General features: G+C 70.2%; 12 protein-coding genes. 9 read left to right on the forward strand and 3 right to left on the reverse strand.

Features of this window, described 5'->3' with window-relative positions:
- Positions 1–44 precede the first annotated feature (44 nt).
- Positions 45–2,363 carry a LuxR C-terminal-related transcriptional regulator gene (locus tag ACRSBM_RS37115; RefSeq protein WP_434451081.1) on the reverse strand — a complete coding sequence of 773 codons (2,319 nt, stop codon included), beginning with the start codon at positions 2,361–2,363 and terminating at the stop codon, positions 45–47.
- Positions 2,364–2,365: 2 nt separating this feature from the next.
- Entirely contained in the window at positions 2,366–3,586 is a 1,221-nt protein-coding gene (locus ACRSBM_RS37120; RefSeq protein ID WP_434451083.1) for an Hsp70 family protein, read from the reverse strand.
- 221 nt (positions 3,587–3,807) lie between these two features.
- Here ACRSBM_RS37120 and ACRSBM_RS37125 point away from each other — a divergent pair, with 221 nt between their 5' ends.
- The 5 genes from ACRSBM_RS37125 to ACRSBM_RS37145 all read left to right on the forward strand — a co-directional run bounded on the left by ACRSBM_RS37125 (position 3,808) and on the right by ACRSBM_RS37145 (position 10,571).
- Positions 3,808–4,713: an IniB N-terminal domain-containing protein gene (locus ACRSBM_RS37125; RefSeq protein WP_434451084.1), complete on the forward strand. Its 906-nt coding sequence runs from the start codon at positions 3,808–3,810 to the stop codon at positions 4,711–4,713.
- Between the two features lie 190 nt (positions 4,714–4,903).
- On the forward strand, positions 4,904–6,721 hold the full coding sequence (locus ACRSBM_RS37130) for a dynamin family protein (RefSeq protein WP_434451087.1): 1,818 nt from the start codon (positions 4,904–4,906) through the stop codon (positions 6,719–6,721).
- Positions 6,718–8,112, forward strand: a complete 1,395-nt coding sequence (locus ACRSBM_RS37135) for a hypothetical protein (protein WP_434451089.1) — start codon at positions 6,718–6,720, stop codon at positions 8,110–8,112. Before ACRSBM_RS37130 ends, ACRSBM_RS37135 begins: the two co-directional genes overlap by 4 nt.
- A 15-nt stretch (positions 8,113–8,127) precedes the next feature.
- Positions 8,128–9,405: a PhzF family phenazine biosynthesis isomerase gene (locus tag ACRSBM_RS37140; protein ID WP_434451092.1), complete on the forward strand. Its 1,278-nt coding sequence runs from the start codon at positions 8,128–8,130 to the stop codon at positions 9,403–9,405.
- 215 nt (positions 9,406–9,620) lie between these two features.
- The gene (locus ACRSBM_RS37145; protein WP_434451095.1) at positions 9,621–10,571 is read left to right on the forward strand and encodes a LysR substrate-binding domain-containing protein; all 951 of its coding nucleotides are present in this window, start codon (positions 9,621–9,623) and stop codon (positions 10,569–10,571) included.
- Positions 10,572–10,577: 6 nt separating this feature from the next.
- On the opposite strand, the gene ACRSBM_RS37150 is transcribed toward ACRSBM_RS37145, so the two are convergent.
- Positions 10,578–11,345 (reverse strand): NmrA family NAD(P)-binding protein, encoded by a 768-nt coding sequence (locus ACRSBM_RS37150; protein WP_434451098.1) that lies wholly within the window; start codon positions 11,343–11,345, stop codon positions 10,578–10,580.
- A 75-nt stretch (positions 11,346–11,420) separates the two neighbouring features.
- On the opposite strand from ACRSBM_RS37150, the gene ACRSBM_RS37155 reads away from it, so the two are divergent.
- The 4 genes from ACRSBM_RS37155 (at position 11,421) to ACRSBM_RS37170 (ending at position 14,251) form a co-directional block, all read left to right on the forward strand.
- Positions 11,421–11,768, forward strand: coding sequence for a winged helix-turn-helix transcriptional regulator (locus ACRSBM_RS37155; protein WP_434451101.1), 348 nt, complete (start codon positions 11,421–11,423; stop codon positions 11,766–11,768).
- 343 nt (positions 11,769–12,111) lie between these two features.
- Complete coding sequence (locus ACRSBM_RS37160) at positions 12,112–12,981, forward strand: gamma-glutamylcyclotransferase (protein WP_434451104.1); 870 nt, start codon at positions 12,112–12,114, stop codon at positions 12,979–12,981.
- Positions 12,982–13,045: 64 nt separating this feature from the next.
- A complete protein-coding gene (locus tag ACRSBM_RS37165) occupies positions 13,046–13,633 on the forward strand; it encodes a DUF4232 domain-containing protein (protein ID WP_434451107.1) in 588 nt (195 codons plus the stop codon).
- A 141-nt stretch (positions 13,634–13,774) separates the two neighbouring features.
- Positions 13,775–14,251, forward strand: a complete 477-nt coding sequence (locus ACRSBM_RS37170) for a hypothetical protein (protein WP_434451109.1) — start codon at positions 13,775–13,777, stop codon at positions 14,249–14,251.
- The last annotated feature ends 6 nt before the right edge of the window (positions 14,252–14,257 follow it).

Genomic DNA, 14,257 nt, shown 5'->3' on the forward strand with positions numbered 1-14,257 from the left:
TTTACTCGCTCGATCGGACCAACTTCCTCGCGGAACGGCCCAGCTCAAGCCCCGGTTCCCAGGATATGTCTCAATTGGGCCAACAGGTCTGACCGTGACGTAGATCCCAGCCTCTGCCGCATCCGGGCCATGTGGTGCTCGACGGTCTTGGCGGAGATGAACAGCCGGTCCCCCACCTGCTTGTAAGTCATGCCCTCCAGCACCAGCCGGGCCACCTCGCGCTCCCGGTCGCTGAGCTTCCCGGCGTCCTCGGCCACCGGAACCGCGTCGGCCTCGGCGCGACGGGCCGACACCGGCCGTCCCTGCAACAACCGTGCGCAGTCCAGCAGCCGGACCATCGCCTGCCGGTCGGAGGTGCGGATCGCCGCCTGTCCGGCCAACCTCGAGGCGTCCCACCACAACCCGACCGCGTGCAGGCTGCGAGCGGCCTCCTCGACCCGGTCCGGATCGACCTTGCCGGCGACGACGTCCAGCCAGCACTCGGCCGCGGTGGAAACGATCCCGCAGTACCGGCTGCGATCGCGGTTGACCGCCAGCGCGGCCGCGTGTTCCTCGGCCACGGCCGTGTTCTCGTCGATGATCGCCGCGTGCAGCAGGCTCCAGTGCAGCTGGGTCGCCCACAACGGCGGATTTCCCAACGCCCGCAACAGGGCCGACGCCTGCGCCAGGTGCGGCGCCAGCCGGTCCTGGTCGCGCAACCGGGCCGCGGCCGCCGCGAACTCACCCAGCGGCAGCAGACTGAAGAGGTCCACCGGATGCCGGAGCACGGCCTCGCAGGCCTGCTCCCACGTCCGGCGCAACGTGGCCAGGTCGCTGTTGCGCCGGGCCACCCCGACTTCCAGCGCCACGGCGAAGATCCAGTCACGCGGTTCGAACGCGCCACGGACGGACATCAGGGTCTCGCGCGCCACGGTCAGGTTGCCGCGCAACATGTGCAGCCAGGCCTGTAACAACCGGTGCCGCACCGACATCAGCACGCCACCGGCCCCGGTCTCGACCGCGCGGTCGAGCACCGACTCGGCGACGTTCGGCTCGCCGCAGTGCACCGCCACCAGTGCGGCCAGCGCGGCGGGGCTGTCCGGCAGCAGCACGGCACCGCCGGCGGGTTCGAGCATCGACGACGCACGGACCAAAGTGGACAGTGCGGCGGTCTCGGCACCGGCCACGGACTGGCGAACGCCCTGCAACATCAGCGAAGCCGCGCCACCGAGCATCGTCGGCGGCTGCGGGGGCGTCTCGTCGAAGAGGTGCCCGGTGCCGATCAGGCCGATCCCGGCGAACGCGGCGGCGTAGGGAGTGGCGGCCCAGCGGAACAGCTCCGTGCTGCGCGCCAGCTGGCCGCGGTGGGCCAGCGCGACAGCGGCGACCTCGGCCGCGGTCCGGCGGTGTGGCGTGTCGGAGGAGCTGATGACCTGGTCGGCGAGACGCAGCGCGGCGTCCAGGTCGCCCGCCATCGCCGACGCCGTGGCCCACGAGGCAGCGGTCTCCGCCGAGGGCGCACCACCACCGGTCGAGGCCTTGAACAAGGAAGCCGCGAGCGCGGGATTCGAGGACAGGGCTTCACGGGCGGCGGCCGCGAACACGGGCCCGCCGATGCCGGTGTCCAGCAACGGCCGCACCAGGTCCAGGACGGGTCCGCCGCGGTCGAGCTGGAGCTGGGCCAGCTTCTGGCGCACCGCGATCCGCCGCTCGGCACGGGTCAGGGCGCCCACCGCACGGTGGGCGAGCGGCAGCAGGGTGCCGTCCTCGGCGAGCAGGCCGGTGGCGCGGGCGGCCTCGATGATGTCGCTGACCTCGTCGAAGTCCTTGCCCAGCAACGCGGACAGCAGGTCCAGGCGCTGGGCGGCGCCGGCTTCGGCGGCCAGCAGGAACTTCTGCAGGTCCGGGTCGAGCCAGTCGAGGTCGGACCGGAACGTGCTCAGCACCTCCCCGGAGACCTCCGAGACGGCACCAAGACGTTCCACCAGACCGGGAACACCACCGGTCTGCGAGAACACGAAGTCCACGACGGGCTTGGGCGCGTGCAGGAACTCGCGGACCTGGTCGCGGGAGAACGGCGCCAGCGGCACGACCACCGCGCCACGGGTCAGCTCGGCCAGCACCGCGCGACGCGGCCACGGCCGATAAGCCAGAACGAGCAGGGACTCGGCAGCCAGCTCACGCAGGGAGGCGTCGTCCAGCAGGTGCGCGTCGTCGACCACGCGCACGGCGGTGTTGGTCACCTCCGACAGCAGCACCGTCTTGCCGTAACCACCAGGCGCAGCAACGACAACGCGCAGACGATCGCCGGAAGCAGCGTCGTTGATCCGGTCGAGCACACCTCGCACCGAGGCGTCCAGCACCAACCTGGCTCGCGTGGTCACGCTCAACGGCCGTCCTCATCATCGTCGTCTCGGGAGCGGGAGCCCGACCGGCGGGAAGCGGGCTTCAGCGCGCTGGCCATGCGCTTCACCCTGCGCGGCGGCAGCTCCAGCGGGGGCACGTCCACCGGCGGGCGCGGCGGTGGCGTGGTGAACTCGTCGTCGTCGGGCCTCGCGACCTCGCCGACAGGGAAACGCAGCGACGCTTCGCGGGTGTGCACCAGGACCGAGGTCTCGAGCGGTTCCGGCTCGGCCTCGGGACCCAGCAGGACCAGCCGGGCGGCGAACGCGAGGCCCTTCGCGACCGAGTGCTCGGGGGCGGCCTCGGCCAGCACCCGGCAGTCGACCGAGGACGACAGCGCGTCGCCGATCACCGGCATCCGGCAGGCACCGCCGACCAGCAGCACCGCGTCGGGCTGCACCGGTCCCAGCGCGCGGACGAAGGTGCCGACCAGGTGCTCGACGGACGGCCGGATCTCCTCGACGAACTCGTCGCGCGCGATCTCGACCCCGCTGACCACGACGGACGGCGCCGACGGGCCGAACGCCCGCTTCGCCGCCTCGCAGTCGGCGACCGACACCAGGGCGTCCTTGCCCAGCCGGCCGCGGACCAGGGAGGCCAGCAGGTCGTCGAAGTCCACGCCGGCGTGGTGGTCGACGCCCTCGACGTGGTTGACCAGCTCGAACGTCCGGTTCTGCGCGCGACGGACGACGGACGCCGAGAACGCGTGGCTGCCCAGCGAGAACACGGCCAACGACGCGTCAGGCACCACACGGGAGCGCACGGCGTGGTTCTCGGCGGCCGCCATCGGCTCCGGAACGAGCGTCACGTCGTGGACCCCGACCGCCCGCATCGCCGCGTGGAGCTGTCCCCGGCGATAGGGGCCCCACCCGGCCGGGTGGCTCACGGCCACGTGACGTGGCTGTTCACCCTCCCGGGCGACGACCTCGCCGATGACCCACATGATCAGCAGCGCGGTGAGCTCCTCGGCCGGGCAGGTCTCCGGCCCCAGCGAGATCGGCACCGCGTCACCGACTCGGCGAGCGAACCCGGAGGCCGTCCAGCCGGGAGCACCACGCTCGCCGACCGAGAACGTCCCCGCGTCCGTGAGCTGCAGCAACGACGGCACCACCAGGGCGATCTCGGCATCACGGGCACCGTCGAGACGGCACACCGCGGCCGTCGTCCGGGTGGTCCCGACATCGACTCCGAGTACGTACGCCAAGTCACTTCCTCACCTGTTCGCAGCAGCGACCAGTACCTACACGGGTGAACGAGAGACGCTCAAGTAAGGCCCCTAATCCCCTAGGGGGTCAACGAGCATCACCCCTTCGGGGAACGGGGATTCACTGGGAGTGATCCCCGATGTTGGGGGCGGCCCGCTCTCAATAGCTTTCAGCCACACACCCCAAATGACCCGTGCACCAACAACAGGAGTTCCCTCAGATGATCCAGCCCAGCACGCTCCACGACTTCGTGCTCAACCTGCTCAGCGACCCGTCCCTCAAGGCCGCGTTCGCCGCCGATGCTCAGGGCACCCTGGAGCAGGCCGGTCTGGCCGACATCACCGCCGTTGACGTGCAGGAAGTCATTCCGCTGGTCATCGACCTGCTGCCGGAGACACCCGCTGGCGTGCCCAGCCTCGAGGGCGTCTACCTGGACGGTGTCGCGGAAGACGTCCTGGCGGAGGGGCCGCTCGGCGCCATCAGCCAGCTGCAGGCCGTCGCGTCTCAGCTGACCTCGTCGGGTCTGTCCCTCGACAACCTCACCACCACCTCTTCGGCCGGCCTGCTCGCCGCCGACGAGGACGGCCTGACCGTGTGGGCCGGCTCGAACACCGCCGACACCTACGGCGCCGGCGCCGTCAAGCTCGACGGTGACTTCTCCGTCGTCGGCGACGTGGCCTCGGTCCTCGACCAGACCACGTCCCCGGTCACCGGCACCGTGCTCGACGTGGCCGACACCGCCACCGCGACCGTGGACGCGCCGGTGCACGGCGTCACCTCGGCCGTTCCCGGCGTCGACGGCGTGCTCGGCCAGCTCGGCGGCGTGACCGGCCTCGCCCACGACGCCCTGGGCGTGCTGGGCGGCGGCGACGCGGGCCTCGGCGTCCTCGACGTCACGGGCCTCGGCAGCATCTCCGAAGGCAACATCGGCGTGAAGACCGACGACACCATCGGCCAGGTCCAGCACACCGCGTCCGGCGTCGTCGACACCGCCACGGGCCTCACCGGCTCCGCGACCGGCCTGACCGGTGACGCCGCGGGCGTCGGCAACGTGCTCGGCACCGTCACCGACGTCACCGGCAACGTCCCGGTCGTGGGTGACCTCGACCTGGGCCTGCTCGGCTGAGACCGAACCACCCTTCCTGATCCGAACCGGCCCTGTCGCACCTGGACAGGGCCGGTTCGGCGTCTGCACAGCATGATCGGCGCGGCCCGCTCGGTGAGCAACGTCACCGCCCCTCCGAACAGCCGGGTACGGACGGAACCGGACCGGACTTGCGTTCGAGACTTTCACCCAGGGGGGTGAACACGGCACTATGAGTCAGGTGATGGCACCGCCCTGGCTCGACGTGCTCGACGAGACGATCGGGGCCTGCGTCACGCACCGGCGGCCCGACCTGGAGGCCCGGCTGCGCGAAAAGCGGGCACAGCAACTCGACCCCAAGTTGCGCGTTCTCGTCGTCGGCGAGTCCAAACAAGGCAAGAGTCAGCTCGTCAACGCACTGCTCAACGCCCCCGTCTGCGCGGTGGGCGACGACATCACGACGACCGTGCCGACCTTCGTCCAGCACGCCGACACGCCGTCGGCGGCGCTGGTCCGCAACGCGTCCGCACGCGGGTCGATCTTCCACACCCCGACCGAGCGCATCGCCGTGCCGATCGACCAGGTGACGAAGCAGGCCACCGCGCAGTCGCAGCACGTCGTGCGGGCCGAGATCGGCATTCCGCGCGCGTTGCTCGACAGCGGGCTGGTCCTGATCGACACGCCCGGCGTCGGCGACACCCGGTCCGCGCACACCGCCAGCACGTTCGCGACGCTGATGCAGGCCGACGCCGTGCTGCTGGTCTCCGACGCGACCGGTGAGCTGACGTCGGCGGAGATGACGCTGCTCAAGAAGGTCATGCAGGCGTGTCCCAACGTCACCGTGGTCGTCACCAAGATCGACCTGGTGCCGAGCTGGCGCGCCGTCGTGGAGCGCAACCGGGCGCTGCTCGCCCGCGCCGGTGTCGCCGCGAAGCTCATCCCGGTCTCGTCCGCGCTGCGGCTGCGGGCCGCGAAGACCGGTGACCAGCGGCTCAACACCGAGTCCGGCTTCCCCGAACTGCTGGCGTGCGTGCAGCGGGACATCGTCGCCAGTGCCGACCTGCTGGCCCGCCGCGCCGTCGCCGTCGTGGCCTCGTCGGCCCTCAGCCAGCTGGTCACGCCGTTGCGCGAGGAGCTGACGGCCCACGACTCGTCGCACACGGTCGCCACGATCTCGACGCTGCAGGAGGCCCAGCGGCGCGTCGACGAGCTGCGGCGCCGGTCCGCGCGCTGGCAGAACGTGCTCAACGACGAGATGGCCGACCTGATCTCCGACGTCGAGTACGACCTGCGCGACCGGACCCGCAAGATCCTGCGCGAGGTCGACAAGACCTACGACGAGGCCGATCCCGCGATCGGCTGGGACAAGTTCGAGCAGTGGCTCGAGGACAACCTCAACGAGGCCGCCACGACGAACTTCGCCTGGCTGATGGAACGCGCGGAGTGGGTGGCCGCGAAGGTCGCGAAGAACTTCCCCGTCTACCGCGAGGACCTGATCCCCGGTTCGGTGCTGCCCGACGACCTGCTGGAGCCCGTGAGCAAGCTGGAGAAGCCGAAGATCGAGCCGTTCTCGGTGCCGCAGAAGCTCTTCACCGGTCTGCGCGGCTCCTACGGCGGTGTGCTGATGTTCGGTCTGGTCACCTCGCTCGCTGGGATGCCGCTGATCAACGTGATCTCGCTCGGCGCCGGCGCCCTCTTCGGCGGGAAGTCCGTTCTGGACGAGAGCGACCAACGCCTGAAGCGCCGCCAGGCCGCCGCGAAGGCCGCCGCGCAACGGCACGTGGACGACTTCTTCGTGAAGTTCTCCAAGGACGTCCGCGACTCCGGCCGGCACATCCAGCGTTCGCTGCGCAACCACTTCAGCACGCTCGCCGAGGAGCTGCAGGAGACGTTGCTGGAGTCGGCCCGCAGCGCCAAGCGCGCGGTGCAGGACGACCAGACCGACCGCGAGCGCAGGATGCGGGAGGGCCGCAAGGAGCTGGACAAGCTCGTCACGCTCTACAAGCGGGTACAGGCACTCGGGGGTCCCGCGATGGAGCTCACCGCGTGACACTGGACCGCGTCGTCTGGTCGATGCTGCAGGAGGCTCTGTCCGTCTACCGCGACAGCCCCCGCGCCACGGCCTGGCTGCGCTCGCACGTCGAGCGCTACACCGAGCCCGTGCGGATCGCGGTGGCCGGCCGGTCCCGCATCGGCAAGTCCACCGTGGTCAACGCGCTGGTCGGCGACGAGTTCTCGCCGCAGAGCTCGTTCGTCTGGTACCGCGGCGGTACCGAGCCACGCGCCCACGTGTTCTCCGGGCCGAGCCGTCCGCACGAGGTCACGATCGCCAGGCGGGGCAGCCGCCACCACGTGGAGACCGGCGGGCTCGACCGCACCGACCGGGTCGTCGTCGAGTGGCCCGCGCGGACGTTGCGGGACGTCGTCCTGATCGACACGCCGGCCGAGGCCACGCCGGAGCAGGTGCTCGGTGACGCGGACGCGTTGCTGTACCTGATGCGGCACGTGCAGGACGAGGACCTGAAGTTCCTGCGGTCCGCCAACGACCACCCGATCGCCCGCACCGCCGCCGTGCACACGGTCGCGGTGCTCGCCCGTGCCGACGAGATCGGGGCCGGGCGGATCGACGCGCTGTCGTCGGCCAAGCAGATCGCCCGCCGCTACCGCCGTGACGTGGCCGTGCAACCGTTGTGCCAGAACGTGGTCTCGGTCGCCGGTCTGCTGGCGGTGGCCTCGAAGACGTTGCGGGAGAACGAGTTCACCGCGTTGCGGGCGCTGTCCTCACTCGGCCGGGAAGAGCTCGAGGACCACCTGCTGTCCGCGGACCGGTTCGTCGGCGAGCAGTTCCCGCTGACGATGGAACCGGCCGTGCGGCAGGCGTTGCTGGAACGGTTCGGGATCTTCGGCGTCCGGCTGGTCACCGCCCTGATCCGGCAGGGCTTCGACTCGCAGGTGAAGCTGACCGGGCAACTGGTGCAGCGCAGCGGGCTCGGCGAGCTGCGCGACTCGATCGCGGTCCACTTCACCGAACGCCGCGAGGTCCTCAAGGCGCGCTCGGCGTTGCTGGCGCTGGACGTGCTGTTCCGGATGGAGCCACGGCAGAACGCCCGCAAGCTGATGGCCGACCTCGAACGCGTCGTCGCCTCCGCCCACGACTTCCGCGAGCTGCGGCTCATCGCCGCGGTTCAGTCCGGGCGCACGAAGCTGCCGGCCGAACTGCAGACCGAGGCGCTGCGACTCGTCGGCGCCGAAGGCACGGCACCGTCGGCACGGCTGGGTTTCGAGTACGAGGCCGAGGGCCGTGAGGTGCGGGAGGCGTTGCTCGACGCGCTGGTGCGGTGGCAGGCGCAGGCGGCGGACGTCCACGCGCCGAACGACCACCGCCGGGCCGCCCAGATCGTGGTCCGCACGTGTGAGGGACTTCTTCCGCGGTTCCCCTGAGGCACGATGGGCGTCATGGAACTCGTGCGCTGGGGAAACGAGCACTTCGGCTACATGCTGCGGTGGGCCTCCGATCCCCGGATGACGGCGTTCGCCGGCAACGGCATGCCCTGGTCAGCCGACTACGTGAGCGACCGCCACGACCAGGCGTTGAGGCACTGGGAGGACCACGGTTTCGGCCTGTACGCGGTCGTCGAGGACGGCGTGGTCGTCGGCCTGGCACAGATGCTCGACGGCGACCTGGGCGAGATCGAGATCGGCTACTGGATCGACCCCGCGCACTGGGGCCGCGGCGTCGCCAGCGGGGTCGCCGCCGAACTGCGGGACAAGGCGCTCGCGATCGCCGACCGGGTCGTCGCGGGCCACCAGGCGGGGAACACCGCGTCCGGCCGCGTACTCGAGAAGGCCGGCCTGACGTACTTCACCAGCAGGTACCTGGACGGAAGACTTCAGCACCACTACGCGTTGCAGCGAGGTATGAGCGACACGGGAGTACTGCGCTACAGCGCGTTCACGAAGGACCCGGCTGGCGGCAACCCCGCGGGCGTGATGCTCGACGCGTCCGACCTGACCGACGACGAGATGCTCGCCATCGCCGCGAAGGTGGGCTACTCGGAGACGGCGTTCGTGCTGCCGCGTGCCGACGAGCGCGCGTTCGACGTCCGGTACTTCAGCCCCAGGGCGGAGGTGCCGTTCTGCGGTCACGCCACGATCGCCACGTCGGTCGCGCTCGCGGAACGGATCGGCGACGGGCCGCTGACGTTCCACACGCCCGCCGGTGAGATCACCATCGAGACCGCCGCCGGCACGGCGACGCTGACGAGCGTGCCGACCAGCACGTCGCCCGCCGACCCGGAGCTGGTGCGGCAGGCGTTGGAAGCCTTGCGGTACAAGGAGATCGGCGACGCGCCCGTGCACGTCGGCTTCGGCGGGGCACGGCACCTGCTGATCGGGCTGAAGGACCGCGAACAGCTCGCTGAGCTCAACTACGACTTCGACGCGTTGCGCGACCTGATGCTGGCGCACGACCTCACGACCGTGCACCTGTGGTGGCGGGAGAATGCGAACCTCGTGCACGCCCGCGACCCGTTCCCCGTCGGCGGAGTCGTCGAGGACGCGGCGACGGGTGCCGCCGCTGCCGCGTTCGGCGGCTACCTGCGCGACCTGGAGGGGCCACAGCGGTTCGTCATCAGCCAGGGCGAGGACATGGGCAGGCCGTCACGGCTCGAGGTCGACGCCACGCGGAACGACCGCCGGGTCAGCGTCACGGGTGCCGCCGTGGTCATCCCCTGACCCGGTTTTTGTGGGAGAGTGCTGCACCACATGGGATTCGACGCCGCTGCCACGGTGTGCAGGGTTCGTGGCAGCAGCGTCGAACCGAGGGGTGCGCACCCTCCCGCGCCGGACCCGATGGCGCTGCCGCAAGCGCCGGGCCGGAAGATCGATCGACATCACTATGCCCCGATCGACGGGTGGCGGCGCATTCAGAAGGGGGATAGAAGGTCTTTATGCCCGAGTTGGAGCTCCGCCACCTCCGTGCGGTTCGCACGATCGCCGAAGAGGGCAGCGTGACGAGGGCCGCGACGCGGCTCGGACTGACCCAGCCCGCCCTGTCCGCGCAGTTGCGCACCGTCGAGAGACTGGTCGGCGGCCAGCTGTTCGACCGGACGCGCAACGGTTGCGTCCCAACGGACCTGGGCCGCCGGGTGCTCGGGACTGCTCGCCTGGTGCTCGACGAGATGGCCCAGCTGATGAGCACCACCCGGGAAGCGGACCGGCGCGGCCCGTTGTTCCTCGGTTGCAACCCGATCCTGTACTTCGCCCGGCTCGTGGAGGGCCTTCGCCAGCTCAACCCCGACGTGCGGGCGGAGGTCCGGCCGTCGTCGGCGGAGATCGTGGACATGCTGGAGGCCGGGGAGATCCACGTCGCGCTGTTCGAGTTCTTCGACGGGATGCACGCCAGGAACCTCGCGGGGATCGAGCTGCGCAAGCTCGTGACCGAACCGGCGTTCGTCGCGGTGTCGGAGACCGATCCGCTGGCCGCGCAGGAGGAGGTGGACCTGGCCCAGCTCGCCGACCGCGATTGGGTCACGCCGCCCCGGCAGCACATCGGCAGCCGGACGCAGCTGTTCCAGGCCTGCGCGGACGCCGGGTTCGTACCGCGGCTGACCCACCACACCGGTGAGGCGAGCATGGCCCGCGGGCTGGTGGCGGGCGGCTGCGTCTCGTTCGCCGCGGCGCCGTCCCGCACCGGCGATGGCATCGTGATCAGGCGGTTGCGCGGGATGCCGCTGATGACCGACATCTTCGTGGCGACCCGGCGCGACTCGCCGGTGGCGGGGCGGGCGCACGAGGTGTTCGCGTGCGCCGCCGACGCCTACCGGTCGGTGCTGGACCGCAATCCGGAGTACCGCAAGTGGTGGGACGCGCACCCGGAGGCGCATCCCGAGTTCACCTGAGGGGTCTTACCGGATCGGGCGGGACGGCCGCCCGATCAGCTTCTCCAGGTCCGGGCGCACCTCGGCGAAGACGCCCTCGCGGATCGCCTTGAAGAAGTCGACCACGAACGCGGGCATACCGGCCGCGACCAGGTCCTCGTCGCTGACGTCGCGGAAGCGGTCGCCCGCGAGCTCCGGGAACGACCAGGTGGTCGAGCCGGTGAGCTCGTAGACCTGGTTCTCGTGGCCGTCGGTGGTGAGGGCGACGGCGGCGGCGAGGGCGTAGTCGTCACGGGCGGCGCTCGCGACGCGGCCGTCCTTGGTGGAGACCGCGACGGTCTCGCCGGCCAGGGCGCCGAGGTAGTTCTCGTGGTACATGCCGTTGCGCAGGATCGTGAACGGGATGCCGGTGGCGCGGATGGCCTCCTCGGTGGCCTTGTGCACGACCGCGACACCGACGGTCGAGGTGTCCGCGTCGGTGATGCTCGTGTAGAGGAGGTGGCCGACGCCGTGCTCCACCGCCTTGGCGATGGCGTTCTTGTGCTGCTGGATGCGGGTGTCGGCGTCGGGCGCCTCGCCGGACACGATCAGCAGCTTGTCGGCGCCGCGGAAGTCGAGGGTCCCGGGCCGCTCGAAGTCGCCCTGGCGGACGGTGACGCCACGCGCGGTCAGGTCGGCGGGGACCTTCGCGGCGTCCCGCACGGACACGATGACCTGCTCGTTCGTGCGGTCGAGGACGTAGCGGACCACTGCGCCGCCGAGCTGGCCGGTTGCTCCGGTGATGAGGATCGTCATGGCCACAACGCTAGGGATAGCGCTAACCTATGGAAAGTACCCACTTTCAAGTTGGGTACTTACCTGGAGGTGAGCATGCAGGTCAAGATATGTCCCGAGCGGGCGATCATGGAACACATCACCAGCAAGTGGGGTGTGCTGGCGCTGCAGGTGCTGTCCGACGGCGGGTCGTGGCGGTTCAGCGAGCTGCGGCGCGAGCTGGCGGAGGTCGTCAGCGAGAAGATGCTCACGCAGACGTTGCGGACACTGGAGCGCGACGGGTTCGTGCACCGCGACGTGAAGCCGGTCATCCCACCGCACGTCGAGTACACGCTGACGCCTCTCGGCAAGGGGGCCGCGAACCACCTCGTGGCGCTCGCGCACTGGATCGAGGCGAACCAGCCGGAGGTCTCCCAGGCGCAGCAGCGCTATGACGCGTCCTGAGGCCCACCGGAGTGTCGACACGGAGACGTCGGGTCAGTCACCCGATTGCGTCGTGAACGTTCTCACTATCCTCCAAGAAACCCAGGTGGATCATCCGATGGGTCACGATTAGGGGGCGCAATCAAGCCCTTGCGCCTGGCACAATGGACCAATGGCCCAACCGTTCACCGACGACAGCCATCCGGCGGAGCCCTATCCGGGCACTCGTCCAGACCACTGTTTCGTCCACGTCGACGAAACTGGCTGGCCAGTGCGACCGGACCTCACGATGGAGTCGGGATGGCGAGTTGAGCCGGAGAACATCGACCTAGACCAATGGCTTGCAAACCACGATGAACCGCCGTTGGCGGGCCGGATGCCGGTGCTCGGCTACGGCTCGAACGCCAACCCCAGCAAGCTCACCTGGCTCCGCGAGGAGCTCGGTCTCGAAGGCCCCGCGGTCGTGCTGCGCGCACGCTGCGAGGGCCTTTCCGCTGTCTGGGCCGCCGGCCTGCGCCTGCGGGACGGCCAGCGCCCCGCCACCCTCGCCGCGGCGCCCGGCGTCGTCGAGGAGCACTCCATCTGGTTCGCCACCCCCGAACAACTGCGTGTCCTGGACCGCTGTGAGGGCCGTGGACTGCGCTATCGCCTCGTACGCGTCCACACGGGCCGTGTGGTGCTCTACAACGGTGGCGTCATCGACAGCGTTCTCGCCTACACGGCAGGCTCCAAGAAGCGGATGCCCGTGCTCTTCAACGGCCGTATGGTCCGTTGCACGGACGTCTCGCAACGAGGCGCGCGCGTGCTGGGCGAAAGGCCTGCGATGACCGATGGGCTGGACGTGACCGAGATCCACGGCGAGCCGTCCGCCGACGACTGGCCCGAGCTGCTGTTCGTCTACGGCACGCTCCAGCCGGGCGCAAGCGCTTGGCACCTGATGGAGCCGCACGTCGTCGAGTCGGAGGAGACGCACCTGCCCGGCACGTTGTTCGACACGGGCCAGGGCTATCCCGCCCTGCGTCCCGGCGCCGGGCTGGGCGTGCCCGGTTTCGTGCTGCGCCTGCGTTCACCCGAGGACGCGCTGCCGTTGCTCGACGAGTACGAGGGCGACGACTACCGCCGCGTGCGCGTCGTGCTGCCGGACGGCCGGATCGCGTGGACCTACATCTGGACCGCCGCGGTGCAGGGCATGTCCGAGTTGCCTGACGGGTGGGACGTCCACCAGATCCGGTGAATTTCCGGCACGGTGTATTGGCAAGTCGACAATTGGGAACATCTCGGTGGTAGGAGGTGCACCCATGACTCGACGGTTGATCGCTTGCGGACTGCTGGTGCTCGCTTCCGTGACAGCTTGCGGGACGAGAACACCGGACAACGCCTCGCAAACGCTGCCGACGGCTTCGTCGCCGCCGTCGTCGACCGATTCGTCCGCCCCCGCGTCGGACACCACGGGAGCAGCCGCTCCCGGGATGAAACGCTGCGACTCGACCACGTTGAAGGGCGAGATCGCCCCCACCGACGCCGGCGCGGGCAACAGGCACGGCAAGTTCGTCGTCACGAACACCGGCACGGCACCATGCACGTTGAACGGCTACAGCGGTTTCCAGCTGCAGAACGCTTCCGGTGCGGTGCCGACCAAACTGGAGCGCAAGGCCGACCCGGCTCCGGTCGCACTGACTCTCGCGCCTGGCGGAAAGGCCACCGCGAACCTGCACTGGAACGTCGTCCCCGCGGGCAACGAGCCGGTGGAACGCCCGTGCCAGCCTGAACCGTCGAAGGTCTCGGCGATCCCGCCGAACGAGACGGAGCCGCTGAGCGTGCCGTGGAACTTCGGCCCCGTGTGTTCGGGTGGCCGGATCGAGATCAGCGCGTTCTACGCCGCCTAGGTGGCTCGGAACGTTGGCTTGATAATTCACGCTTAGCAGGGCGCCCCGCGGCACCGCCCCCACGCCTCCGGTACAACACGAGGGCGTGGGGGCGGCACCACAAGACCGCGAATTCGCCCGGCAACGCTCTACGCTGCCTGAATGCACGCACCCGGATGGCTCGCCGTGCTGCCGCACGGTGAGCGATTCGCTCTTTCCCTCCGCGCCGCCGGCGTGCCGGTGGCGGTGAGCGAGGACATCGGCGCGGTGGTGGACGCCGCCGAACGGCCGGTCGTCCTCATTGGACAGTTCACCGGCGCGCCCGCCGCGGTCCGCTACGCGCAAACGCATTCCGGGCTCGCCGCGCTCGTCCTGGTGTCCCCGGTGCTCGGCATGTGGGACGGCGCGTCCGACGAGCTCGCGGACCTCATGGACGAGGTCAGCTTCGGACCGGCGCTCGGCGACCTGCCCACGTTGTGGCTGCACGGGTCCGGCGACGAGATCGTGCCGATCTCGGACACGCGGGCGGGCACCGACCGGATCCGCGGGTCCGCGTTCGAGGAGTACGTCGCCGCCGGGCTGCTGACCGACGGCGAGGCCGTCACTCGGGTGCTGGAGTTCGTCCGGCGCGTCGTCTGACACCAT

The organism is Lentzea xerophila, from assembly GCF_051094245.1.
Classification (GTDB): domain Bacteria; phylum Actinomycetota; class Actinomycetes; order Mycobacteriales; family Pseudonocardiaceae; genus Lentzea; species Lentzea xerophila.

Excerpts from the sequence above, each read along its gene's own strand:
- ACRSBM_RS37130 (WP_434451087.1), top strand. The coding sequence starts at position 4,904 with ATGAGTCAGGTGATGGCACCGCCCTGGCTCGACGTGCTCGACGAGACG.
- ACRSBM_RS37165 (WP_434451107.1), top strand. The coding sequence starts at position 13,046 with ATGACTCGACGGTTGATCGCTTGCGGACTGCTGGTGCTCGCTTCCGTG.
- ACRSBM_RS37150 (WP_434451098.1), bottom strand. The coding sequence starts at position 11,345 with ATGACGATCCTCATCACCGGAGCAACCGGCCAGCTCGGCGGCGCAGTG.
- ACRSBM_RS37125 (WP_434451084.1), top strand. The coding sequence starts at position 3,808 with ATGATCCAGCCCAGCACGCTCCACGACTTCGTGCTCAACCTGCTCAGC.
- ACRSBM_RS37140 (WP_434451092.1), top strand. The coding sequence starts at position 8,128 with ATGGAACTCGTGCGCTGGGGAAACGAGCACTTCGGCTACATGCTGCGG.
- ACRSBM_RS37155 (WP_434451101.1), top strand. The coding sequence starts at position 11,421 with ATGCAGGTCAAGATATGTCCCGAGCGGGCGATCATGGAACACATCACC.
- ACRSBM_RS37145 (WP_434451095.1), top strand. The coding sequence starts at position 9,621 with ATGCCCGAGTTGGAGCTCCGCCACCTCCGTGCGGTTCGCACGATCGCC.
- ACRSBM_RS37170 (WP_434451109.1), top strand. The coding sequence starts at position 13,775 with ATGCACGCACCCGGATGGCTCGCCGTGCTGCCGCACGGTGAGCGATTC.